The sequence below is a fragment of the Brachymonas sp. KE5 genome, assembly GCF_057773645.1.
This window is the reverse complement of record NZ_CM173463.1, coordinates 584,374-609,051: the sequence shown is the minus strand read 5'-3', so window position 1 is coordinate 609,051 and position 24,678 is coordinate 584,374. Positions and strand designations below refer to the sequence as shown.

General features: G+C 65.0%; 19 protein-coding genes. 3 read left to right on the top strand and 16 right to left on the bottom strand.

Features of this window, described 5'->3' with window-relative positions; translation table 11 throughout:
* Nucleotides 1-18 precede the first annotated feature (18 nt).
* The gene (gene rimO / locus ACX36O_RS02835; protein WP_213359028.1) at nucleotides 19-1,428 is read right to left on the bottom strand and encodes a 30S ribosomal protein S12 methylthiotransferase RimO; all 1,410 of its coding nucleotides are present in this window, start codon (nucleotides 1,426-1,428) and stop codon (nucleotides 19-21) included.
* A gap of 189 nt (nucleotides 1,429-1,617) precedes the next feature.
* Nucleotides 1,618-2,211 (bottom strand): polyhydroxyalkanoate synthesis repressor PhaR, encoded by a 594-nt coding sequence (gene phaR, locus ACX36O_RS02830; protein ID WP_488360020.1) that lies wholly within the window; start codon nucleotides 2,209-2,211, stop codon nucleotides 1,618-1,620.
* A 97-nt stretch (nucleotides 2,212-2,308) separates the two neighbouring features.
* Between phaR and ACX36O_RS02825 the strand changes: the two genes are divergently transcribed.
* Complete coding sequence (locus ACX36O_RS02825) at nucleotides 2,309-2,866, top strand: HugZ family pyridoxamine 5'-phosphate oxidase (RefSeq protein WP_488360019.1); 558 nt, start codon at nucleotides 2,309-2,311, stop codon at nucleotides 2,864-2,866.
* A gap of 4 nt (nucleotides 2,867-2,870) precedes the next feature.
* Here ACX36O_RS02825 and ACX36O_RS02820 read toward each other — a convergent pair whose 3' ends face one another.
* Genes ACX36O_RS02820 through ACX36O_RS02810 form a run of 3 tightly spaced genes read right to left on the bottom strand, consistent with a single transcriptional unit; the run spans nucleotide 2,871 to nucleotide 8,432 of the window.
* Nucleotides 2,871-4,655, bottom strand: a complete 1,785-nt coding sequence (locus ACX36O_RS02820; RefSeq protein ID WP_488360018.1) for a TolC family protein — start codon at nucleotides 4,653-4,655, stop codon at nucleotides 2,871-2,873.
* Between the two features lie 52 nt (nucleotides 4,656-4,707).
* A complete protein-coding gene (locus ACX36O_RS02815) occupies nucleotides 4,708-5,970 on the bottom strand; it encodes an HlyD family type I secretion periplasmic adaptor subunit (RefSeq protein WP_213359007.1) in 1,263 nt (420 codons plus the stop codon).
* Between the two features lie 2 nt (nucleotides 5,971-5,972).
* Nucleotides 5,973-8,432: a type I secretion system permease/ATPase gene (locus ACX36O_RS02810; protein WP_250130958.1), complete on the bottom strand. Its 2,460-nt coding sequence runs from the start codon at nucleotides 8,430-8,432 to the stop codon at nucleotides 5,973-5,975.
* Nucleotides 8,433-8,761: 329 nt separating this feature from the next.
* On the opposite strand from ACX36O_RS02810, the gene crcB reads away from it, so the two are divergent.
* Nucleotides 8,762-9,157 (top strand): fluoride efflux transporter CrcB, encoded by a 396-nt coding sequence (crcB, locus tag ACX36O_RS02805; RefSeq protein WP_213362615.1) that lies wholly within the window; start codon nucleotides 8,762-8,764, stop codon nucleotides 9,155-9,157.
* Nucleotides 9,158-9,246: 89 nt separating this feature from the next.
* On the opposite strand, the gene ACX36O_RS02800 is transcribed toward crcB, so the two are convergent.
* The 11 genes from ACX36O_RS02800 to ACX36O_RS02750 form a co-directional block, all read right to left on the bottom strand.
* On the bottom strand, nucleotides 9,247-9,768 hold the full coding sequence (locus ACX36O_RS02800; protein WP_213359005.1) for a DUF421 domain-containing protein: 522 nt from the start codon (nucleotides 9,766-9,768) through the stop codon (nucleotides 9,247-9,249).
* 13 nt (nucleotides 9,769-9,781) lie between these two features.
* Complete coding sequence (gene ntrC, locus ACX36O_RS02795) at nucleotides 9,782-11,275, bottom strand: nitrogen regulation protein NR(I) (RefSeq protein WP_488360017.1); 1,494 nt, start codon at nucleotides 11,273-11,275, stop codon at nucleotides 9,782-9,784.
* Between the two features lie 74 nt (nucleotides 11,276-11,349).
* Entirely contained in the window at nucleotides 11,350-12,444 is a 1,095-nt protein-coding gene (glnL, locus tag ACX36O_RS02790) for a nitrogen regulation protein NR(II) (protein ID WP_488360016.1), read from the bottom strand.
* Between the two features lie 33 nt (nucleotides 12,445-12,477).
* Entirely contained in the window at nucleotides 12,478-13,035 is a 558-nt protein-coding gene (locus tag ACX36O_RS02785) for a hypothetical protein (protein ID WP_488360015.1), read from the bottom strand.
* 166 nt (nucleotides 13,036-13,201) lie between these two features.
* Nucleotides 13,202-14,617: a type I glutamate--ammonia ligase gene (gene glnA / locus ACX36O_RS02780; RefSeq protein WP_213358995.1), complete on the bottom strand. Its 1,416-nt coding sequence runs from the start codon at nucleotides 14,615-14,617 to the stop codon at nucleotides 13,202-13,204.
* 382 nt (nucleotides 14,618-14,999) lie between these two features.
* Complete coding sequence (locus ACX36O_RS02775; RefSeq protein WP_371687196.1) at nucleotides 15,000-15,833, bottom strand: competence/damage-inducible protein A; 834 nt, start codon at nucleotides 15,831-15,833, stop codon at nucleotides 15,000-15,002.
* A gap of 35 nt (nucleotides 15,834-15,868) precedes the next feature.
* A complete protein-coding gene (locus ACX36O_RS02770) occupies nucleotides 15,869-16,822 on the bottom strand; it encodes an EI24 domain-containing protein (RefSeq protein WP_213358993.1) in 954 nt (317 codons plus the stop codon).
* An 80-nt stretch (nucleotides 16,823-16,902) separates the two neighbouring features.
* Nucleotides 16,903-17,649, bottom strand: coding sequence for a 16S rRNA pseudouridine(516) synthase (locus tag ACX36O_RS02765; RefSeq protein ID WP_213358986.1), 747 nt, complete (start codon nucleotides 17,647-17,649; stop codon nucleotides 16,903-16,905).
* 6 nt (nucleotides 17,650-17,655) lie between these two features.
* Nucleotides 17,656-20,019, bottom strand: coding sequence for a DNA topoisomerase IV subunit A (parC, locus tag ACX36O_RS02760; RefSeq protein WP_371698231.1), 2,364 nt, complete (start codon nucleotides 20,017-20,019; stop codon nucleotides 17,656-17,658).
* A 176-nt stretch (nucleotides 20,020-20,195) separates the two neighbouring features.
* Entirely contained in the window at nucleotides 20,196-21,263 is a 1,068-nt protein-coding gene (locus ACX36O_RS02755; protein ID WP_488360014.1) for a lytic transglycosylase domain-containing protein, read from the bottom strand.
* Nucleotides 21,264-23,240 (bottom strand): DNA topoisomerase IV subunit B, encoded by a 1,977-nt coding sequence (locus ACX36O_RS02750; RefSeq protein WP_371687158.1) that lies wholly within the window; start codon nucleotides 23,238-23,240, stop codon nucleotides 21,264-21,266.
* Nucleotides 23,241-23,444: 204 nt separating this feature from the next.
* Here ACX36O_RS02750 and ACX36O_RS02745 point away from each other — a divergent pair, with 204 nt between their 5' ends.
* Nucleotides 23,445-24,671: an MFS transporter gene (locus ACX36O_RS02745; protein ID WP_213358973.1), complete on the top strand. Its 1,227-nt coding sequence runs from the start codon at nucleotides 23,445-23,447 to the stop codon at nucleotides 24,669-24,671.
* The last annotated feature ends 7 nt before the right edge of the window (nucleotides 24,672-24,678 follow it).

Below are 24,678 nucleotides of genomic sequence, written 5' to 3'. Positions count from 1 at the left end.
TTTGCGCAAGCGCCTCGTTCAGACCGGAAGCGCCACCAGATCGTGGCCGTCGGTGTCGACGATACGGGCCTGCGTGAAGGTGCCGACTTTCAGGGTCTTGCTGATCTTCTGCGGCGGCAGCAGCCTGACCAGGCCGTCGATTTCGGGGGCATCGGCGTAGCTGCGGCCGATGGCGCCCTTCTTGCCCTGGTTGGGCGCGCTGTCGACCAGCACCTGCATGGTGCTGCCAATGCGCTGGCGCAGCTTGTTGACGGAGACCTGCTCGGCCACGGCCATGAAACGGGCGCGGCGCTCTTCACGCACCTCGTCCGACAGCGCACCGGGCAGTTCGTTGGCAGTGGCACCCTCGACCGGCGAGTAGGCAAAGCAGCCGGCGCGGTCGATCTGCGCTTCCTGCACGAAGTCGAGCAGGTGCTGGAATTCTTCTTCCGTCTCGCCGGGGAAGCCGGCGATGAAGGTGCTGCGGATCACCAGCTGCGGGCACAGTTCACGCCAGCGCTGCAGGCGCTCCAGGTTGCGCTCGCCGCTGGCAGGACGCTTCATGCGCCTGAGCACATCGGGGTGGCTGTGCTGGAACGGCACGTCCAGGTAGGGCAGCACCAGGCCTTCGGCCATCAGCGGGATGAGTTCATCCACACTGGGATAGGGATAGACGTAGTGCAGGCGCACCCAGGCGCCGTGCTGCTTGGCCAGTTCGCCCAGGGCCTGCACCAGCTCGAAGGTGCGCGTCTTGATCGGCTTGCCGTCCCAGAAGCCGGTGCGGTATTTGACGTCCACGCCGTAGGCAGAGGTGTCCTGGCTGACGACCAGCAGTTCCTTGACGCCGCCTTCGAACAGGGCTTGCGCCTCCTTCAGCACATCGCCGATCGGACGGCTGACCAGATCGCCGCGCATGGACGGGATGATGCAGAAGGTGCAGCGGTGGTTGCAGCCCTCGCTGATTTTCAGGTAGGCATAGTGCCTGGGAGTGAGCTTGAGGCCGGCCACGCCGAAACCGCCGGGCACCAGATCAAGGAACGGATCGTGGGGCTTGGGGCAGTGAGTGTGCACGGCATCCATCACTTCCTGCGTGGCGTGCGGGCCGGTGACGGCGAGCACGCTGGGATGGATTTCCCTGACCAGGTTGTCGCTCTCATGCCCGGCGCGCGCACCCAGGCAGCCGGTGACGATGACCTTGCCGTTGTCGGCCAGCGCCTCGCCAATGGTGTCCAGGCTTTCCTTGACGGCATCGTCGATGAAGCCGCAGGTGTTGACGATCACCAGATCGGCGCCGGCGAAGGTTTTGGACGTGGTGTAGCCCTCGGCGGAGAGCTGGGTCAGGATCAGTTCGGAATCGGTCAACGCCTTGGGGCAGCCCAGGCTGACGAAGCCGATTTTCGGTGGCTGCTGGGTGGCGGAAGCGGGGGCAATGGCGGCGGTTTCAGTCATGGCCGCTATTGTCGCAGTTTCGACGGGATCGGGGTTTGCCGGCAGCGCCCGCCCGCATTGCAGCGTGCATCTGCTGCAACGGTCTTCCCATGCTGCAGGCCAGCGCCCTTCCCTTGCAGCTTACCGGACACCGGCGCCAGGCAGCTGAAAACAATCAATGGACTGTCTGCCTGCCGCGTAGACGAGGCGTCAACGCTTTGGCTGGAACGCCGACAGCCACTGCTGCAGATTGGCCTGGTACTGGTGCTGCAGCTGCTCCTGCATCTGCTGCATCATGTGCTTGCCCTGCTCGGTGTAGTTGTTCATCATCTCCTGCACCATCTTCTGGCCGGGCATCTGCATCATCTTGGGCCAGGTTTCCGGGTTGAGGCCGGGCGTCATTTCCATCACCTTCTTCTGCATGTCGGCGAAGGCCTGGATGCTGCTTTCGAGGTTGGCGCCGAAGAAACCCTGCCAGGTGTGGCCGTAGTAGCGGATGATGTTGGAGAGCACCTGCTCGGTGAAGATGGGGCTGCCGCCGGCCTCTTCCTCGAGGATGATCTGCAGCAGGATGCTGCGGGTGAGGTCCTCGTTGGTCTTGGCGTCGCGCACCACGAAGGGCTCGACCGCCATGACGAGGGCCTTGACCTCGGCCAGCGTCACATAGCTGGAACTGGCGGTGTCGTACAGGCGCCGGTTGGGGTATTTCTTGATGACGCGCACCTTGTCTTCGGCGGCCTCGGGGGCCGGTGCTGCTGCGTCTGCGGGAATGTCTGACTGCTTGACCGTTCTGGACGTCGCCATATACTGGATTCCTTGTACTGCATCGGCGCTCCGCGGCCGGCGCATATGGTTTCGATTATGCACTTTTCGCGGCACATCACATGCACCAGCAAACCCTATGAATACCCGTTCGCGTGAAGACCTGCTCAATCCGGTCGATGAAGCCGCACTGGCCCGTGCTGCCGGCGTGCTTGGGCCGGCCCGCCATGGTTATCTGGCAGTGCTGCAGCCCGGCAGTGGCTGGCCCGGGTTGAGCCGGGTGGCGCTGGGGCGGGATGCGGAGGGCGTGCCGCTGATCCTGATTTCGCAGCTGTCGGCGCACTTTGGCGCGCTGGAGGCTGACGGGCGCTGCTGCCTGCTGGTGGGAGAGCCGGGGAGCGGCGATCCCCTGGCCTATGCCCGGCTGAGCATGGATTGCCTGGCCGAGCGGGTGGGAGATGCCGAGCGCCCTGCCCTCCGGGAACGCTTCGTGGCCTGGCAACCGAAGGCGGCGCTGTATGTCAATTTCGCGGATTTTGCGTTCTGGCGCTTGCGGCCGGTGCGGGCGAGTTTCAATGCGGGATTCGGCAAGGCGTTTGCGCTGGATGCCGAACAGATCCAGGCTGCATTGCTGCTGGCCAGCCGCAAGCGTGACAGTGCGCAGGAGGCGCGGGACGGGCTGCCTCCTGCGGATTGAGCGCTCAGGGGGTGTCGCGGAACTCGGCGCTTAGGGGTTGCGTCGTCAGGATCGGCTTGAACTCGCCGGTCGGCGCTGTCTGTTCGCTGGCGGCAGCGTCGGCGGTCTGCTGTTCGGCCAGTTCGTTGGCCGAGACAGCGCGCGGGGCGTCTTCCTTGTCTGCGCGCGGCGCAGGAGCAAAGGCCGAAACGCCGATCTGCATGTCGGCTGATTCCTGGTAGGTCGGAGCCGGGACCGCCGGGGCGGGCACCTCTTCGGCGTGAGTGACCACCGGAGCCGGCGCAGCTTCGGGTGCTACCAGCGGCTGGGACGCGGCTGTCTGCTCCGTGACCACGGGTGCGGCAGGAGCTGCTACTGGCTCGGGCGTGGGAACCGCCTCCTGCATGGGCGCGCTGCCCACGGGTGCCTCTGCGGAGGTCTGCGGCTCAGGCACCGGCTCGGTGACCGGAACCGCCATGGCGGGAGCCGGCTTTTCCGGGGCCAGCGACCGGGTGGTGCGCTGCTGCGGCACCTGTCCGATGGCCGCCTGGCGGGCCCAGTCCACCAGGGCCGCATTGGCATCGAGGTAGCTGGCTACGGCAGTGCGGTAGTCGTTGTCTGCCGTCACCTTGGAGACTTCGACGTTGGCCAGTTCGGCATAGGCGTTGAGCACGTCGAGCAGGCTGCGGCGGGCGATGCGGAACTGCATTTCATACAGATCAACGACCTGGCGGGAGGCGCCGATCTGCGCCTGGGCCGCCGCGGCCTGCAGCTGGCTTTGCGCCATATCCGCTTGCGCGGTCTGGCTGCGCTCGCTGATTTCGCGTTCGAGCAACTGCACGCGGCTTTCGGCGGCCGCCAGTTGCTTGGCGGCGCCCTGCTGGCTGTAGAAGGCGCCACGATCGAGGAAGTTCCAGTTCAGCACCACGCGCGTGCTGCGATGCTCCTTGCCTGCCGCCACCACCAGATCGACGCTGGGCCAGCGCGAACGGCGCAGGTTGTCCAGTTCGGAACGCGTGGCCTTCATCTCGTTCATCTGCGCCTGCACGCTGGGATGCGACGCCGTGTCCTTGCCGCCCTGGTAATGCTTGCGCCATTCGGTCCCGTTGAACGGGTCGGCCAGGGTAACCTTCTGCGTGGTGTAGCGCGCCAGCTTGCTCAGAGCCAGGCGCATCGCCTTCTCGTATTGCACCATGCGCATGCGCACCTGCAGGGCGCGCGACTGTGCCTGCACCAGCTCGTAATTGCGGCCCGGGTCATGGCGCACGATGGTGTTGAGGTCGCCGATGATCTTGTCATGGCGCTGCAGGTTCTGCTGCTCGGTCTGCAGCAGTTCGGCATGGCGCAACGCGCTCAGGTAGAGCTGCGCCATATTGATGGCGAGGTTCTCCTGCGCTTCCAGGGTCTTGTTGCCGTAGAACTCCTCGCGGAACTTGTCGCGCTCCACGCGCGAGGAAATGGCGCCGGCAGAGAACAGGTTGAGCTTGCCGGTCAGCGCAACCGGATCCGGATTGGTCAGATCCTTGTACTTCTGGTCGAACTCCTGCTGTGCCTGCACGCCCAGCACCGGCCAGTGGCCGCTGCGAGAGACCTGCGTCTGCATGGTGGCCTGCTCCTGGCGGGCGCGCGCCTCGAGCACGCTCGGGTCTTCCTGGGCCGACTCGTGGATCAGGGCAGCCAGGCTGGCCGCATGCACAGGGGCCAGCGCAAACGGTGCCGGCAACAGGCCCGCCAGGCCCAGCAGGACCGCCGCGGTGCGCCGGGCGCCGGGTCGCGCGGAGGAATGGGGTGGATGTTTCTGTTGCGCCATGCTGTGATTATGGCGGGCAGTGCCCGCTCCTCCCTGCAATCGTGTTTTCTGGTCAGCGCTCACGCAGGGCCTGCTTCAGGCGCGTGATGGGCTTGATGAGATACTGGAATACGGTTTTTTCGCCGGTCTTGATATCGACGCTGGCGATCATGCCCGGGATGATGGGCATGTCCTTGCCGTTCTTGTCCTTGAGCGTATTGTTGTCGGTACGCACGATGACGCGATAGTAGGATTCGTCCGGATTGAGCTTGAGTTCGCTCGGACGGCGGTTGTCCTGCAGCGTGTCGGGGCTGATGTGGGTGACCTTGCCGTCCAGGCCGCCGTAGATGGCGTAATCGTAGGCGGTGAGCTTGACCACGGCGGGCGCCTCCGGGCGGATGAAGGCCACGTCCTGCGGACGGATATAGGCCTCGACCAGCAGCGGCCCTTCCAGCGGCACGATTTCCATGATGTCCTGGCCGGCACTGATCACGCCACCCACGGTGTTGATCTTGATGTTCTTGACGATGCCGCGCAGCGGAGCCTTGATGGAAGCGCGCTTCATCGGGTCGGCACGCGCCGCCATGTTCTCGGTGCTTTGCGCCAGTTCGGCTTCGACCTTGACCAGCTCGGTATTGGCGTCGGCGCGGAACTTGTTGCGGCGCTCGGTGATTTGCAGCGAGAGTTCGCTGGCCTGGCGGCGCATGCGCAGCAGCTCCACCTCCGATACCACGCCCTTGCCGGCCATGGGGGCGGTGATGGCGATTTCGCGGTCGAGCAGCGCCTTGCTCTGCTGCAGGCCGCGCACGCTTTGCTGCATGGCGCGCAGGCGCGAATAGTAGGCAGCAGTTTCGCGCTGTACCAGCTCGGGGCTCAGGTCGGGTTTGAACTGCAGCGGGACGCCATAAGCCTCGGAGCGCAGGCGGGAAGCCGTGGCTTCCAGGGCCTGGACCTTGTTCTCCGCTTCCTTGAAGATGGCGGTGCTGCGGGTGTCATCCAGGCGCAGCAGCACTTGGTCCTTTTCGACGACCTGGCCTTCACGCACCAGCATTTCGGCCAGCACGCCGGGATCCAGGCTCTGGATGATCTGTTCCTTGCTGCTGGGGATCACACTGCCCTGACCGCGTGCGACTTCCTCGACGTTGCTGAAGTAGGCCCAGACCAGGAAGGTGAGCAGAAACGCTGCCAGCAGACCCACCGTCCAGAACATGCCGCGGTGGCGCTCGTGCTGCATGGCTGCCTGCAGGTCATTGAGCAGGGGCAGGTCGCGCTTGTCGACCGCCTCCCCTGCGGGGCGGGAAGATGCAGACTCCCGTGTTGATTTCTTGCCGAACATGCTTACTTTCCTGCGTCCTTCGTTGGCGCGATGGTAGCGGGTGTTGCTTCCACCTGCAGGTCAACCTGGCCTGATTGTTGCGGATTGGCTACGCGCACGACCTGGGTGCGGAGGCCTTGTTGCTGGGGCTCGCCTGCGGGTGCTGCCTGGGGTCGCACGACGACACGCGTGGTGGCCGGCTGGACGACAGCAGCGGGACGGGCCTGCGCGGGCTGACCGGGAGCGGCAGCCGGAGCGGTGCCGGCGGCGACGGAGCCTGCACCCGGGGCTGCAGGCGCGCCTGGAGCAACGGCAACATGCCCCGCCTGGGCCTGATGCGCCGCACGCTCGTTGGCCGCCAGGCGCTGCAGCACGGCATCGCGCGGGCCGTCCATGACGATCTGCCCGCCCTCCACGACCAGGATGCGGTCGACGATGTTGAGCACCTGCGGGCGATGCGTAACCACCACCAGGGTGCGCTTGCCCTCGCGCGCCCAGTCGGCCATGGCACGCAGGGCGTGCATTTCGGTCATCTGGTCGAGGCCGCTGGTGGGCTCGTCGAGCAGCACGATGCGCGGGTCGCGCAGCGTCAGGCGCGACAGGCCGACCAGCTGGCGCTGGCCGCCGGAGAGGCCTGCGCCGTCTTCACCCAGCGGCATGTTCAGGCCCTGCGGATGGGCCTGGATGATGCGGTCCAGACCGAAGCGGCGCAGTGCGGCGATCAGTTCCTCGTCGGTGCTGAGGCGGTCCATGCGGCCCATTTCGAGGTTTTCGCGCAGCGTGCCCAGGAACAGGCGCGGGTGCTGGCCGAGCAGGCTGACGTGCGAGCGCAGGTCGCTCGGGTCGAGCTGGCGCATGTCCATGCCGTCGAGCAGCACGTTGCCCTGCTGCGGCTCGTACAGGCCGGCGGCCAGACGCAGCATGGTGGACTTGCCGCTGCCGATGCGTCCCAGTACGCCGACGCGCTCGCCGGGCTGGATGGTGAAGCGCATCTCCTTGCACACCAGCGGGCCTTTCTCGCCATAGTGGTAGTTGACGTTGTCGAAGGCGAGCTTGCCCTCGATGTGGGTGGGGCTGATGTAGCTGCGGTTGGGGTCACGCTCGGTCTTGCGGTCGACCACGCTGTTGAGGCCCTGCAGCGCGGTGCGCGCCTGCTGGAAACGGATCATCAGGCTGGCTACCTGCGACAGCGGCGAGAGCGCACGGCCGGACAGGATCACGCAGGCAATGAGCGCGCCCATGGTGATGCGGCTGGCGGGGTTGTCGTGGTGGATCAGGTAGGTGCCGTAGACCACCAGGAATACGGTATTGGCCTGCTGCACCAGCATGGCGAAGTTCATCACCAGATTGGAGAGGTCTTTCTGGCGCAGGCCGGCTGCTGCGGTGGAGGCGGTAAAGCGTTCCCAGCGCTGCTGTGCCCAGTTGGTGGCGTTGTTGGCCTTGAGGGTCTCGATGCCCTCGATGGCCTCGACCGCCAGACCCTGGCGCTGCGAGCCTTCGCGCATGGAGGCGTTGATGGATTCGGCCAGCGGCTTCTGCACCGCCAGGCCGGCCAGCGCCACGATGGGGATGGTGAGCAGCGGCACGATGGCGAGCGGGCCGGCGATCAGGAACATGACGAACACGAACAGCAGCACGAACGGCAGATCGACCAGGGCCAGCAGGCTGGCGCTGGTCATGAAATCGCGCACGGACTCGAAATCGCGCAGGTTGTTGGCGTAGGAGCCGGAGGAGACCGGCTTTTGCGACAGGTCGATCGCCATGACGCGGCGGAACAGGGCCGAGCTGATGATCAGGTCGGCCTTCTTGCCGGCGATGTCGGTCAGGCGGGCGCGAATGTTGCGCGCGATGAACTCGAACAGGTTGGCCACCAGCACCCCGATGCTGAGCACCCAGAGGGTTTCGTAGGCGCTGTTGGGGATGACGCGGTCGTACACGTTCATCACGTAGAGCGAACCGACCAGCGCCAGGAAGTTGACCAGCACGGTGGCCAGCACCACCTGCATGTAGTAGGACTTGAAGCGCCAGATGACTTTCCAGAACCAGGCCTTGCCCATGGTGTATTCGGGCAACTCGGAGCGGTTGTCCTGCTCGGGCTTGCGCTTGACGAACCAGCAGTAGCCCAGGTAACGCTCGGCCATTTCGGCCTGGCCGACCAGGTCGGTGCCGCCGTCTTCGCGCATGAGGGTGTAGCGACGGTCTGCGCCGTGGCCGCTGATGTCGGTGGCGACGACGGCGCCGCCGTCCTGCGTGAGCAGGAGGACGGGGACGGCCAGTGCCGGGACCTGGTCGAGCGGGCGCTGGCTGAGCTGGTTGTCGTAGCCGTGGCTGAGCAGGACCTCGCGCAGGCTTTGCAGGTCGGGGCGGCCCTCGGCGTTGCGCAGAGTTTGCGCGGAGAGGGCGTTGGCGGAAAGCGGGTCGCCCTGCAGGCGGGTGAGCAGGGCGATACCGTCGATCAGCGTGGAGGGTTGCGAAGAGGACATGCCGTTTCTATACCTTTGCCAACAACTGTAATGGCTTCGTTGCATTGTACGGTGTAAGGTCGACAAGGCCCGACAAGGTTGACAAGGCCGTCCGAGCGAGCCGCATGAACGTCCGAAAAACTTTCACCTGGGGACTGCCTATCCTGACTCAAATTGCTCAAACCGTGAAAAACCTTGGGCATTGTCGAGGCGGTTCTTCTTTCGTCGCACCCCAAAGCTTAATGATGCTTAACAATTGCGTGAAGTTTTCCGCGCTTGAGGCTTGGCAAGCTCCCCATCCTCGAGGCTGTACACCTCCCTACAATTCAATCATCGACACCCCTCCGCCTATGCCTGCCCTCCTTCAGTCACTCCTCGCGATCAGCCTGGGCGCCTCCATCGGAGCCATCCTGCGCTGGCTGCTGGGCTTGGGACTCAATACTCTGTTCCCTGCCATTCCCCTAGGTACCTTGCTTGCCAACCTCGTAGGCGGCTACCTGGTCGGGCTGGCCATCGCCTGGTTTGCGCAATACCCCGAATTGCCAGTTGCGTGGCGCCTGCTGGTCATCACCGGTTTTCTGGGGGGGTTGACGACCTTTTCCACCTTTTCGGCCGAAGTGGTTGCACTATTGCAGCAAGGCAGAACCATGATGGCAGCGGGCGCCATCACCCTGCACCTGGGTGGATCATTGGTGATGACCTTGCTGGGACTGGCCACCGCCGGATGGCTGAAGCTCGGCCGCTGAGCTTGTTTATCAAAGCGCGTCCCGCGTCGTGGCAGCCTGGAAGCCGGTAGGTCGCAATGGCTGCGCACGCCACCATTGCCTGTGCGCAATCAATTCGCCGCAGAAGCAGAACGACTCGTACCGCCGTTGCCGTCGCCCTGCCCGCCCCCAATCCGCGGCGTAAAGCTGATGGTGCCATTCGTCTCCAGCACCGCCGTATGCACATCCTCCACCGACAGATAGCCGCCTCCGCGCAAGGCAGCATTCAGTTCATGCCGCGTGATCTGCACCGCTTCCAGCACCTCTTCATATACCACGCCGTTGTGGATCAGCAACTGTGCCCGCCCTTCCACCAGGGTGGCCAGCCGCTTGTTGCGGAAGGTGGCAAAGTTCAGCAGCCAGTTCAGCAACACCAGCACCACCGCGGAGATCAAGCCGCCCACCAGGGAGTTGTCCCCCGCATTCATCGCGTTCTGCACTGCATTGGACAACACCAGCAACAGCACCAGATCCATTGGCGACAACTGCCCGATCTGCCGCTTGCCCGTCACCCGCAACAAGAGGATCAGGAAGGCATACACCACGGTGACCCGCAGCACCAGTTCCCACCACGGTACAGATAGTTCAAACATCCCGGCCTCCTGCTCAGTCCAGACCCAGCTCGTTCATCTTGCGGCTGATGGTGTTGCGCCCGATGCCCAGGCGCTGCGCCGCCTCGATGCGGCGCTGCCCGGTCCACTCCATCGCCGCCAGAATCAGCGCCCGCTCGCACTCCGCCATCAGCGTGTCCCACACGCCGCCATGGCCCGTCATCAGCAACTCCAGCGCATGCTGGCGCAGGCCCTCCTGCCAGGGGGGAGCAATGTCCAGCCCGCCTTCCCCAACACTCTGGACGAGCACTTCATCAGCCAAGGTCTCCTCGGAGCCCCCGGCTGCCGCACCCGCCACCTCCCGCACGGCCTCACGTACCTCCTCCGGCAAATCCGCCACCTCCACCACCTGCGAAGGCGCCATCACCGTCAGCCAGTGGCAGATATTCTCCAGCTGCCGCACGTTCCCCGGAAAGTCGAACGCCGCCAGTTGGCGCCCCGCCTCCACGCCCAGCCGCTTGGGCTCCATGCCCAGCTGCTGCGCGCTGCGCTGCAGAAAATGCCGCGCCAGCATGCCGATATCCTCGCGCCGCTCGCGCAGCGCCGGCAGCCGCAGCCGGATCACATTCAGGCGGTGGAACAAATCCTCGCGGAACACGCCCTCGCGCACCCGTTCCTCCAGATCCTGGTGCGTGGCCGCAATGATGCGCACCCGCGCCTTCACCGCCTGCTGCCCGCCCACACGGAAAAACTGCCCGTCGCTCAGCACCCGCAACAGCCGCGTCTGCAGTTCGAACGGCATGTCGCCGATCTCGTCCAGGAACAGCGTGCCACCCTCCGCCTGCTCGAAGCGCCCGCGCCGCTGCGCCTGCGCCCCGGTAAACGCGCCACGCTCATGGCCAAACAGCTCGCTCTCGAGCAAGTCCCTGGGAATGGCCGCCGTATTGATGGCCACGAACGGCCCGTCTGCCCGTGGCGAATGGCGGTGCAGGGCCCGCGCCACCAGCTCCTTGCCGGTACCGCTTTCCCCGGTGATGAGCACCGTCGCCGCACTGTGTGCCAGCCGGCCGATGGCCCGGAACACCTCCTGCATCGCCGGCGCCTGCCCCAGCATTTCCTGCGCCAGATCGGGCTGCTCACCGGAGCGCTCGTGCTCCGCAGCCCCCCTCCTTTGCTCCACCGCACGCCGCACCAGTTCCACCGCCCGCTGCACATCGAAGGGCTTGGGCAGATACTCGTAGGCCCCGCCCTGGAACGCCGACACCGCACTGTCCAGATCGGAAAACGCCGTCATCACGATCACCGGCAACTGCGGATATGCCGCATGCACCCGCGCCAGCAGATCCAGCCCCGATAGTCCGGCTGCATCCGGCATGCGGATGTCGCTCACCAGCACCTCCGGCACGCCATGGGTGGCCGGGTCTTCCAGCGCCGCCAGCACCTGGCTCGGACTCTCGAAAGCGGTGGAAGGCAGCTGCGCGCGCTGCAGCGCCCGCTCCAGCACGAAGCGGATGGAAGCGTCGTCGTCAACAATCCAGACTGATTTCATGGCGTGCACCTTGTTGGGAATGCCAGTATGCACCTTTTTGGTGCATACTAGCGACCACCCGTGCACCAGCGCGATCAGACCAGAGGAATCGTCACGCGGAACACGGTGTGTCCCGGCGCACTTTCGCATTCAATCAGGCCATGGTGCTGCTGCACGAACGACTGGGCCAGGGTCAGCCCCAAACCGGTCCCCTCGGCCTTGCCGGTTACCAGCGGATAGAACACCTGTTCCAGCAGCCCGGGCGCGATGCCCGGACCGTTATCGATCACAAGCAATTCCAGTGCCAGTTTGTGCCGCTGCCTGCCCAGCGTGATCTGTCGCACCACCCGCGTGCGCAGGGTAATGCAGGCCGTGCCCTCCTGCATCTGCGGCCGCAGCGCCTGTGCGGCATTGCGCACGATGTTCAGCACTGCCTGGATCAATCGCTCGCGGTCTCCCTGAAACTCCGGAATCGACGCGTCATAGTCGCGCACCACCGTCAGCCCGGACGGAAACTCCGCCAGCACCAGCCGCTGCACATGCTCGCAGATCTCGTGGATATTCACCGACTCGCGCTTGGGGGCGCTGCGATGCGGCGCCAGCATGCGGTCCACCAGCGCCTGCAGGCGGTCGGCTTCGCGCACGATCACCTGCGTGTACTCCTTGAGCGCCGCATCCTCCAGCTCCATTTCGAGCAGCTGCGCGGCCCCGCGCAGCCCGCCGAGCGGATTCTTGATCTCGTGCGCGAGGTTGCGCACCAGCTCCTTGTGCGCCTGCGCCTCTGCCAGCAGACGGTCTTCCCGTTCGTGGCGTGCCTGCGTGTCCAGCGGCAGCATCTCGATCACCACCTGGTCCGGCTGCTCCCATTGTGCCACCACCACATGCACGGGCAAGGGCTCCTGTCCCGGGCGCAGCAACTGGCTGTCATAGCGCAATGCAGAAAAGGCGCCGCTGCCCGCATCGCGCACCGCCCGCGCAAACGCGGCCGGATCAGCCATGCTGCGATCCAGTGCCAGTCCGTGCAGCAGCTGGCGCGACAGGCCCCAGGCGTTTTCCAGTGCCGTGTTTGCAAAGCGGATGCGCGCATCCTGACCGACTACGGCAATCAGCGTGGCCAGCCGGTCGAAGGCCGCAAACGCGGAGTCAGGGTGCGTAGGCGCTGCAGCAGTGGGCGATTCGGAGGGGCTCATGATGCTGCCATGCTAGCGCACGACGATCTCGGATCAACTGCCCGCTCGGCCCAGTTCGCGCTGCAGGCCGGCAATATCGCTCTCCGCCCGCTGGATGCCGGCACGCAGGCCGGACACGCGGTCGAGGTATTTCTGGTAGTTTTTCGCCTCGCTGCCCAGACGCTCCGGCTCGCCATTGTTGTATTCGCGGCGCAACTCGCCCAGGCGCTGCATGGCCTTGTTCAGCTCGGCCTGCAGGATGCTGCGCGCACCGCCATCACGGGCGCGCTGCACCGAACTGGCCACCACATGACGCGAGGCCGGCAGGCTCACTGCCTGTACATTGGCAGCCGGCCGACGCGGCGCTGCTGCCCTGGCGACTGCCACCGGCTGCCCGCCTCCGCGGCCGGCATTGCGCACCACCGTCACCGCACCGCCCGTTACCAGCACACAGCCGCCACGCTGGATGCGGCTGGGCTGGTTGGTGTATTCATTGCCGCAGCGATAGACGCTGCCCGAAGCCTGTGCAGACGTAGCCACCATGCCCGCGAGGAGAAACACGGCAGCAGAAGCAGCAGACGACAACAGGTGGAAAAAACGCAGGCGGACCATGGCACAGAACATCATCATCCCTGCCCGCCCATGCAAGGCGGAGCAGCAACATTCACTAAAACCAAAATACTATATCGCAACTCGATGAAAATTTCGTGAAGACATGGTAACGCCCCCGCCATGAAAAAAGCGGCCGAAGCCGCCTTTTCCTGGGGTCATCACTGCATCACAGCGAATAGTACATGTCGAATTCCACCGGGTTCACCTGGATGCGCACACGGTTCACTTCGGTCATCTTCAGGTCGATGTAGGCATCGAGCATGCTGTCGGAGAACACGCCGCCCTTGGTCAGGAAGGCACGGTCCTTGTCCAGCTCTTCCAGCGCCTGGTCCAGGCTGTGGCACACGGTCGGGATCAGCTTGTCCTCTTCCGGCGGCAGGTGGTACAGGTCCTTGGTGGCGGCTTCGCCCGGATGGATCTTGTTCTCCACGCCGTCCAGACCGGCCATCAGCAGGGCCGCAAAGCCCAGGTAGGGGTTCATCAGCGGATCCGGGAAGCGGGCCTCGACGCGGCGTGCCTTGTCGCTGGCCACGTGCGGGATGCGGATGGAAGCGGAACGGTTGCGGCTGGAATAGGCCAGCTTCACCGGCGCCTCGAAGTGCGGCACCAGGCGCTTGTAGCTGTTGGTGCCGGGGTTGGTGATGGCGTTCAGGGCACGGGCGTGCTTGATGATGCCGCCGATGTAGTACAGGGCGAAATCGGAGAGGCCGGCATAGCCGTTGCCGGCGAACAGGTTCTTGCCGTCCTTCCACACGGACTGGTGCACGTGCATGCCGGAGCCGTTGTCACCGTGGTAGGGCTTGGGCATGAAGGTGGCGGTCTTGCCATAGGCGTTGGCCACGTTCCAGATCACGTACTTCTGCAGCTGCGTCCAGTCGGCGCGCTCCACCAGCGTGCTGAACTTGGTGCCGATCTCGTTCTGGCCAGCACCGGCCACTTCGTGGTGGAACACCTCGACCGGGATGCCCAGCGATTCGAGGATCAGCACCATTTCGGCGCGCATGTCCTGCGTGCTGTCGACCGGGGGCACGGGGAAGTAGCCCCCCTTGGTGGTGGGACGGTGGCCCTTGTTGCCGCCATCGAACTGGCGGCCGCTGTTCCAGGGCGCTTCGTATTCGTCGATGGTGTAGAACGTGTTGCCCGGCTCGGTGCTCCAGCGCACGTTGTCGAAAATGAAGAACTCGGGTTCGGGACCGAAGTAGGCGGTGTCGCCCAGGCCGGAGGCCTTCAGGTAGGCTTCGGCGCGCTTGGCGATGGAACGCGGATCGCGGTCATAGGCCTTGCCGTCACCCGGTTCCAGCACGTCGCAGCTCAGAATCAGCGTGGTTTCTTCGAAGAAGGGGTCGATGTTGGCGGTGTTGGGATCGGGCATCAGCAGCATGTCCGACGCCTCGATGCCTTTCCAGCCGGCCACGGAAGAACCGTCGAAGGCATGGCCCTCGTTGAATTTTTCTTCGTCAAAGTGGGAGATCGGCACGGTCACGTGCTGTTCCTTGCCACGCGTATCGGTGAAACGGAAGTCGACGAATTTGACTTCGTTTTCTTCGACCATCTTCATCACATCAGCGACGTTCTTTGCCATGCTGTTTCTCCTCAAGAGGTTATGTATAGGTTGTCATCCGGTCTGGCATGCAGGCGACCTTCCCGGGTCTGACAGCAATACAAGCAGGAAGCGTGCCAACTTTCAAGACCAACAGAAACGGTGCCTGTCCACCGAGCCCGGCTCCTGTGACAGAAAGATTTCGCCTGTGATTGTGCACCTTCGGAGCATGCTTTGGCCGGGCGAAATGCCGCTGGCGCGAGAAAATTTCCCGGAGCGCCGCGGGCGGCATTGCGGGCAACCGCCGCGTGCTTCGGTCGAATGGACGACATCGCACCAAATTGGTGCATTTGCGCAACCAAGGAGATGCACCCAATCGGTGCACAGTTTGTCGGACGCTGCCCCATGCCGGCGCCAGCCGTGCCTACAGCGCTGCGGGATGCTGCACCGGCCCGAGTTCGCAACCCAGGCTGCGCAAGCCCGCCATCATTTCGGCAAAGGCCTGCGTCACCTGTGCCGGATCGCCTTTCACCCCCAGATCGATATGGGGACCATGCACGGGGTGCTGCAGCGTGGGCAGGCTGAACACCCTGATGCCGGGATAACGCGCCTCCAGCGCTTCCATCATCGGCGTCAGCATGGCTTCCGAGGCGTTCTTGACCACCACCGCATTTTCGGCCCAGGCACGCTGGTCGAACCAGAACGCGTAATAGGTATCGAGCACCCACTCCATCATGGGCCAGGCCATGGCAGGAAAGCCGGGGAAGAAATGCACATGCCCGACCGAAAAGCCCGGAATCCGGTTGTAGGGATTGGGCACGATCTGCGCCCCCTGCGGAAATACCCCCATCTGCAGGCGCTGCTGATGGTCTGCGCTTTCGGGCTCGAAAGAGATGCCCTTTTGCTCCGCCAGCTCGGCAAAACGCTGGTCGATCAGCACTTTCGCCTGTGGCTGCAGGGCCAGCGGCACCCCCAGGGCTTCGGCCGCGGCCTGGCGCGTCTGGTCATCGGGTGTGGCACCAATGCCGCCACAGGAGAACACCACGTCACCACTCGCCAGCACCTGGCGCAACTGCGCAGCGATATCGGCCCGCGCATCCCCCACCATGTGCACATAGGACAGCGTCAGCCCGCGCGCGGCCAGCAACTCGATGGTCTTGGGCAGATGCTGGTCGGAGCGGCGGCCGGACAGCAGTTCATCACCCACCAGCAGCAGACCGAAGCGTGGCAGCGTGACATGCGGGGGCGGGGACGGCAGCACGATGCCGGACGGATCAAGCGGGGTCGGGGAATTCACGAAACCTCCCTGTTGGCAGTGTCAGTAGGGCCTGGCACGGCAGCAGGCGGCAGGGCCGCGGACTCTCCGGCGCCGGTGGCGGACGCACGCCCGACTTCGCGTGCCTGTACATCCAGCGTGGTCTGCACGCCAGTCGAGCCGCGGTAGCCGGATTCCTGCTCCTGCCGCAACTGCTGCAGGGCCTGCAGGCAGAAGTGGCTGAACCAGAGCGAAGAGAAGGCAAACACCAGCGCATAAATCCAGATTGCCGCCGGAATCAGCACCACGAAAGCGGCAATGAACACCGCCGCCGAAGCCCACACCACGCTCGGCGCAGCGCCCAGCAGGCCGGTGACGATGCCCATGGTCAGCAGTTCCAGTCGATGGCGCTGCATCAGGGCACGGCGCTCCTGCCTGCTGGCGTGCTCGGCCCAGGCGTCGAAACTCATCACGCGATAGGTCAGCCAGCCCCAGATCAGCGGCGGCACCACCAGCATCAGGGGAGGAAGAAACCAGAGTGGAATGCTCACCATCAGCAGCATCAGCGCCAGCAGCGTGTGGCCGAGCGACCAGCCCAGGCTGCCGAAAAAGCCGGCTCCGTGGCGACGCTCGAGATCGGGAAAGCGGCGTGCCCCCACCATCTTCACCAGCGCCGGCGTCATCAATGTGGCCACCGCCAGCAGCGAGAGGATCACGATCAGCGGCGTCACCAGCACCACCACCACCAGCGCCGGCACCACCGACTTGAATTGCGGCACGCCCAGCCAGTCGAAGCCCTGGTCGATCACGGTCTGTACCGCCGTGCCATCCAGCCAAAGACGCACCGCATCCACCACCGGCCACCAGCCCCACTGGGCAAAGGCCAGGCCCGCCAGCACCATCAGCAGCAGCGGCAGCAGGGAGAGCAGGATAACGCGCGGATGCAGGCAGTAGGCCACCGCGCGCCAGAAGGCATCCAGCATGATTTTCATGGCATGCAGTGTAGCAAGTCAGTGTGACAGTGCGCGGCAGCCGGCAGCGTTTTCGACGGGCGGCATCGGCGCAGTCGGGTTTATCGGGTCGTCAGCGCAGCCAGCTGTTCGGGAGCCAGCCAGCGCCACTGCCCGGGCGCCAGATCGGGCGGCAGCTCCAGCGCGCCGATGCGGCTGCGGTGCAGCCCTTCCACGCGATTGCCGACAGCCGCCAGCATGCGCTTGACCTGGTGGTACTTGCCTTCGGTCAGGGTCAGGTCCAGCGTGTGCTCGCCAGTCTGCTCGCAGGCCGCTGCCTTCACCGGCCTCGGGTCGTCATCCAGCACCACGCCGTCCAGCAGGCGCTGCACCTGGCGTGCCTCGACGGGGTGTTTGCACGTCACCTGGTAGACCTTCGGCACGTGGTGCCTGGGCGATGCCATGCGGTGGATCAGCTTGCCGTCGTCGGTCAGGATCAGCAGGCCGGTAGTGTCCTGATCCAGCCGGCCGATGGCCTGCACACCTTGCACGGCGCCCTTCTGCGGGCGCTGGCGCAGCGGTGTCGGCAGCAGCGTGTAGATGCTGGGCCAGGCCGAGGGCTTCTGCGAGCACTCGGTGCCGGCCGGCTTGTGCAGCAGCACATAAGCCGGAGCATGGTATTCCCAGGCCTGGCCCTGCACGGCAAAAGGCAGTCCTTCGCGCACTTCCACATCGTGCAAGGCATCGGTGATGGTGGCGCCCTCCAGCTGCACCAGCCCCTGCTGCACCAGCCCGGCACAGACCCGGCGCGTGCCAAAGCCCTGGGTAAACAGCATGTCGGAGAGAGTGAGGATGACCGGTCTGCTCATGGCCGCTCACTCCACCCGCGCAATGCGCTGCGGCTTGAAGCCCCAGTTCGCCGCCTTGCCCTTGCGCCCGCGCGCGGCAGCGGCGTTGTTGAGCGAGCGGATTTCCAGCACTTCCTCGCGCTCCTTGCCGCCACGCCCAGTGCCTTCCACACGGATGCTGCGCGTGTAGGCGGCAGCGCCCACCAGCGTGTCCTTGTCGTCCAGCCCCATCAGCATCAGGCCGCGGCCGCCCTTGGGCATCTGGCGCAACTCGCTCAGGGCAAAGGTCAGCAGACGGCCGCCCGCACTGGCGCAGGCCACGTGCGTCGCTTCCGGCAGCGCCACGCTGCCGCTGCTGCCCGCCACATGCGAGGGCGCACACACAGTCTCGCCCTCGTTGCAGCCGATAAAGGCCTTGCCGCCGCGCTGGCGCGACAGCATGTGCTCCACCTGCGCCAGAAAGCCATAGCCCCCGCTGCTGCTCAGCAGCAATTGCGCCTGCAGCGGCCCGGCAAAGTAATGCAGCAGTTGCGTGCCCTTTTCCAACTCGATCAGCGTCTGCACCGGCTGGCCATCGCCCCGCGCGCCCGGCAGGCTGGCCACCGGCACGCTGTACACGCGCCCGTTGCTGCCGAAGGCAATCAGCTGGTCCACCGTGCGGCATTCGAAGGTGCTATAAAGCCCGTCGCCGGCCTTGAAGGCAAAGCTGCCCGGCTCATGGCCGTGCCCGGTGCGCGCGCGCACCCAGCCCTTCTCGCTGATCACCACCGTCACCGGCTCGTCCACCACGCGCACCTCGGCCACCACGCGCTTCTCGTGCTGGATCAGCGTGCGACGTTCGTCGCCGAAATTCTTCGCATCTGCCTCGATTTCCTTCACCATCAGACGGCGCAGGCTGGCCGGGCTGCCCAGAATGTCTCCCAGTCTGGCCTGCTCGGCCCGCAGCTCCTTGAGTTCCTGCTCGATCCTGATCGCTTCCAGCCGCGCCAACTGGCGCAAGCGGATTTCCAGGATGTCCTCGGCCTGACGATCGGTCAGCTTGAACGCCTCCATCAGCGCCGGCTTGGGCTCGTCGCTCTCGCGGATGATGCGGATCACCTCGTCGATGTTCAGCAGCACGATCTGCCGGCCTTCGAGAATGTGGATGCGGTCCAGCACCTTGCCCAGGCGATGCTGGCTGCGGCGCGTGATGGTGTTCTGGCGGAAGCTGATCCACTCTTCCAGCATCTCGCGCAGCGATTTCTGCACCGGCTTGCCGTCGATGCCGACCGAGGTCAGGTTGACCGGCGCCGTGGTTTCCAGACTGGTCTGCGCCAGCAGCGTGGTGATCAGGTCCTGCTGGCTCACGGTGCGGCTCTTGGGCTCGAACACCAGGCGCACCGCCGCTTCCTTGCTCGATTCGTCGCGCACGCCATCGAGCACCGCCAGCACGCTGGCCTTGAGCTGCAGCTGCTCCTGGCTCAGCGCCTTCTTGCCGGACTTGACCTTGGGATTGGTCAGCTCCTCGATCTCTTCCAGCACCTTCTGCGCGCTGACGTTGGGCGGCAATTCGTTCACTACCAGCTGCCACTGGCCACGCGCCAGATCCTCGATGGTCCAGCGCGCACGCACCTTCAGGCTGCCACGGCCGCTGCGGTAGGCATCGGCGATGTCGGACGGGCTGCTGATGATCTGCCCGCCGCCCGGAAAGTCCGGTCCCGGCAGCAGCGCCAGCAAGTCCTCATCCGGCAGTCCGGGATTCTTGACCAGCGCCACGCAGGCATCGGCCACTTCGCGCAGGTTGTGGCTGGGAATCTCGGTCGCCATGCCCACGGCAATGCCGCTGGCGCCATTGAGCAGCACGAACGGCAGCCGCGCCGGCAGCTGCGCCGGCTCCTGCGTGGAACCATCGTAGTTGGGTACGAAATCCACCGTGCCCTGGTCGATTTCGTCCAGCAGCAGCGTGGCAATCTTCGACAGACGCGCCTCGGTGTAGCGCATGGCGGCAGCCCCATCGCCGTCGCGCGAACCGAAGTTGCCCTGGCCGTCGATCAGCGGATAGCGCTGCGAAAAATCCTGCGCCATGCGCACCAGCGCGTCGTAGGCGGCCTGATCGCTGTGCGGATGGAAGCGACCCAGCACATCGCCCACCACGCGCGCGCTCTTGACCGGCTTGGCCCCGGCGGCGCCATTGCTGCCGCCAAAGGACAGTCCCATGCGGTCCATGGCATACAGGATGCGGCGCTGCACCGGCTTCTGGCCATCGCACACATCGGGCAGCGCACGGCCCTTGACCACGCTCAGCGCGTATTCGAGATAGGCGCGCTGGGCATATTCGGCGAGGTTGGGGTTGTCGTCCTGCGGCAGCGCAGGCGCGGATTCGGGCAGCGGAAGATCGTCGGGGATGGTCATGCAGGGTCAGCAATAGTCTGGGCGCGAAAACGGAAGCTGTGGCCCCTGTGTTCCGCGCTGGTGTATGGCATCCATTTTGCCAGCAGCTGCGCGTCGGCAAACAAGGGCGGCGCGAGCAAGGATCAGCCCGAAAAAAAGCCCGTCGCTTCTGGCAACGGGCGTCCGGCTCGGTGCTTTCAGTGAATTGGCGGCGTGCGGTCGGTGGGATCCTTGATCACCACATCGTCGCCCACGATGTTCGCCGGTACCGGTGCCGCCTCGGCCACGGTCACCTTGCTGGCCACCGTATCCATGGCGCTCGGCGCCTCGGCCTTGTCGGCCACATCCTTGGCAAGCGCCACGGTCTGCGGCGTCTGGTGCGAAGTCAGCACCACCGGGTTCGGCACCGCCGGCGGCGTCTTGGCCCTGGAGCCCGCCAGCGTCATGCTGACGCGGCCATTGCTCTTCGGATTGCGCGCCAGCGGAATCGGCGTGACACCCGCATAGGCCGTGGCACCGGCCGCACCCGGCTTCAGCGTCTGGTAGATGGCCAGCACCGTGCGCACGTAATTCTGCGTTTCGGTATAGCGCGGCACGGCGTAGCCGGCACGCTGCACCGCTCCGTGGCCGGCGTTATAGGCAGCCACCGCCAGATCCAGGCGGCCCGGGAATTTGTTCATCAGGAACTTCAGGTAGCGTGTGCCCAGCTTGACGTTCAGGGACGGATCGGTCAGCTTCTGCTCCACCGTATAGCGCTCGTCGGACTGCACGCCCATGTCACGCGCCGTGGCCGGCATGATCTGCATCAGGCCCACCGCGCCCGCGCTCGATACCGCGCTGCTGTTGAAACCGGACTCCGCCGCAGCCACCGCCTTGATCAGCTCGAAATCCACACCCGTGCGCGCCGCTTCGCGCTGCATGTGCTTGCTCACATTGCGGTAGGCGCCCGAATGGTTGATCAGCGCCACCAGACGCTGTGCCTTGGTGCCAGCCGCCGAATCCGCCCGGGGGTTGTAGACCAGACCAACTGCACCGGCGCTGCGGGCACCGCGGCCGGAAGAGGCCATCACCGTCGCCTTGCGCGGATCGAACTTGAAGCTCTCGGTCTTGAAATAGAGCTGGTAGCGCGCATCCAGCTTCTTCTCGGCGAAGTGCGTCATGCCGTTCTCGTCGACATAGCCCCACACGTCCGCCTGCGCGGCCAGGGGCAGCATGCTGCCCACAGCCAGCGCCAGCAGGAGAAAACCACCGCGGAGTTGCTTCATTCAGATATCCAGTTCAAGTTCCATGGCATCGCCATGCAGTTCCATCAGCTCGCGGCGCGCCGCGGCCTCGCCCTTGCCCATGAGTTTGGACATGGTGATTTGGGTCTGCAGCCAGTCCATAGTTCCCAGCTGCACCTGTAACAGCCTGCGCGTATCCGGATTCAGCGTGGTTTCCCAGAGCTGTTCGGCCGTCATCTCTCCCAGCCCCTTGAAGCGGGAGATGGTCCATTTGCCTTCCGCCACGCCATCCTTGCGCAGTTTTTCCAGGATGGCCTGCAATTCAGCCTCGTCCAGCGCGTAATGTTTGGCGGCCGGTTTCTTGCCGCGCGCGGGTGCATCCACCCGGAACAGCGGCGGCCGGGCCACATATACATGGCCCGCCTCTATCAGTTTAGGGAAATGGCGGAAAAACAGTGTGAGCAAAAGTACCTGAATATGCGAACCATCCACATCGGCGTCGCTCAAAATACACACTTTGCCGTAACGCAGGCCCGAAAGATCCGGTTTGTCGTCCGGCCCGTGCGGATCGACACCGATGGCGACGGAAATATCGTGGATCTCGGTATTGGCAAACAGGCGGTCGCGCTCCACTTCCCAGGTGTTGAGCACCTTGCCGCGCAGCGGCAGCACGGCCTGGGTTTCCTTGTCGCGCCCCATCTTGGCGCTGCCGCCAGCGCTGTCGCCTTCCACCAGGAACATCTCGTTGTCACGGATGTCGCGGCTCTCGCAATCGGTCAGCTTGCCCGGCAACACGGCCACGCCGCTGCCCTTGCGCTTTTCCACCTTCTGGCCGGCGCGCTGGCGCGATTGCGCCGCCTTGATCACGATCTCGGCCAGTTTGCGGCCGTAGTCCACATGCTCATTCAGCCACAGCTCCAGCGAGGGGCGCACAAAGCCCGACACCAGCTTGACAGCATCGCGCGAGTTCAGCTTTTCCTTGATCTGGCCCTGGAACTGCGGATCGAGCACCTTGGCCGAGAGCACGAAGCTGGCGCGGGCGAACACGTCTTCCGGCATCAGCTTGACGCCCTTGGGCAGCAGCGCATGCAGGTCGATGAAGCTCTTCACCGCCTGGAACAGGCCGTCGCGCAAGCCGCTGTCGTGCGTGCCGCCGGCCGGTGTGGGAATCAGGTTGACATAGCTCTCGCGCACCGGGGCGCCTTCTTCGGTGAAGGCCACGCACCAGGCCGCGCCTTCGCCATCGGAGAACTGTTCGCTGTTGTCCGCATACTGCTCGCCCTCGAACAGCGGAAACATCGGGTCGGCCGGCAGCTCCTGCATCAGGTAGTCGCGCAGGCCGCCCTTGTACTGCCACTGCAGCTGCTCGCGCGTCTTCTCGTTGCTGAGCCAGACGCTCACGCCGGCCATCAGCACCGCCTTGCTGCGCAGCAGGTGCACCAGTTCGGCCCAGGGCAACGCAGAGCTTTCGAAATACTTCGGCTCGGGCCAGACGCGCACCGTCGTGCCCTGCTTGCGGTCGCCACTGGCCGCGGCGCGCACGCTGAGCGGCTCGATCACCTCGCCATGCGAGAACACCATGCTCGCCACCTGGCCTTCGCGGTAGCTGGTCACTTCCATGCGGCTGGACAGCGCATTGGTCACGCTCACCCCCACGCCGTGCAGGCCGCCCGAGAAGCTGTAGGCCCCGCCCTGCCCCTTGTCGAACTTGCCGCCCGCATGCAGGCGGCTGAACACCAGTTCCAGCACTGGCGCGTTCTCTTCCGGATGGATGCCGAAGGGAATGCCGCGGCCATCGTCCTCGATGGTGATGGACTGGTCCTCGTGCAGCACCACCTTGATCTTCCTGCCGAAGCCCGCCAGCGCCTCGTCGGCGGCGTTGTCGATCACCTCCTGCACGATATGCAGGGGGTTGTCGGTGCGGGTGTACATGCCGGGGCGCTGCTTGACGGGCTCCAGCCCCTTGAGCACGCGGATGGAACCTTCGGAGTAAGCGGTATCGGGTGTTTTGCTGGCCATGGCGCTGGATTCTAGGCCACGAACGCGAAAAACACTGGTTTTGCTTACAGCGTTTCCCGGCTACTCCGCCGACTTTGCAACACTTTGGGGCGCTTGTGTCCATGGCGCGCTTCAGGCATCTGCACGCCTGTGCCAATACTGCTACTATCGACATACCCATCTACATCCCGGCCCGCAAGTGCCGGTTTTTTTCTTGCAGTTCCCATGTCCAGCCCTGCCCAGCACCGCCCCCTGCCCCTGTTCCAGATCCTGCTGTGCGGGGCGCTGATCGTCACGCTGTCGATGGGCGTGCGCCATGGCTTCGGCCTGTGGCTGCAGCCCATGACGTCGGACAACGGCTGGACGCGCGAGCATTTCTCGCTCGCCATGGCGATTCAGAACCTGACCTGGGGCTTTACCGGCATCTTCGCCGGCATGCTGGCCGACCGCTTCGGCGCCTTCAAGGTGCTGGTGGCATGTGCGCTGTTCTATGCGCTCGGTCTGGTCGGCATGGCTTATTCGCCCACTCCCACGCTGCTGGCGCTCACCTGCGGCGTGCTGATCGGCCTGGCACAGGCGGGCACTACCTACGCGGTGATCTATGGCGTGATCGGCCGCAACATCGACCCCGAGAAGCGCTCCTGGGCCATGGGCATTGCGGCTGCCGCCGGCTCCTTCGGCCAGTTCCTGATGCTGCCGCTGGAGGGATGGATGATCAGCACCTTGGGCTGGCAGCAGGCACTGGTGTGGCTGAGCCTGGCCACGCTGCTGATCGTGCCGCTGGCATTGGGCCTGCGCGAGCCGGGCTTTCACGGTAGCGCCGCGCCCCGCCGCGAGCAGACCATCGGCGAAGCCATGCAGGAAGCCCTGCGCTATCCCAGCTTCCTGCTGCTGATGGGCGGCTACTTCGTCTGCGGCTTCCAGGTGGTGTTCATCGGTGTGCACATGCCCAGTTACCTGCGCGACTACGGCATGCCAACCGAAGTGGCCAGCTACTCGCTGGCGCTGATCGGCCTGTTCAACGTGTTCGGCAGCTACCTGACCGGTGCGCTGGGGCAGAAGCTGTCCAAGAAGTACATCCTGGCCGCAATCTACATCTCGCGCTCGGTGGTCATCAGCATCTTCCTGCTGGCACCGCTCACGCCCACCAGCGTCTACATCTTCTCGGCCGTGATCGGCTTCCTGTGGCTGTCCACCGTGCCGCCCACCAACGCCATGGTGGCGCAGATTTTCGGCGTGGCCCACCTGTCCATGCTGGGCGGTTTCGTCTTCTTCAGCCACCAGGTCGGCTCCTTCCTGGGCGTGTGGCTGGGCGGCGTGCTGTATGACAGCACCGGCAGCTACGACATCGTCTGGTACATCGCCATCGCGCTGGGCGTGCTGGCCGCCGTGCTCAACCTGCCGATCCGCGAAAGCGCCATCCAGCGCCAGCTGCGGACACAGGCGGCGTGAGGGCAGC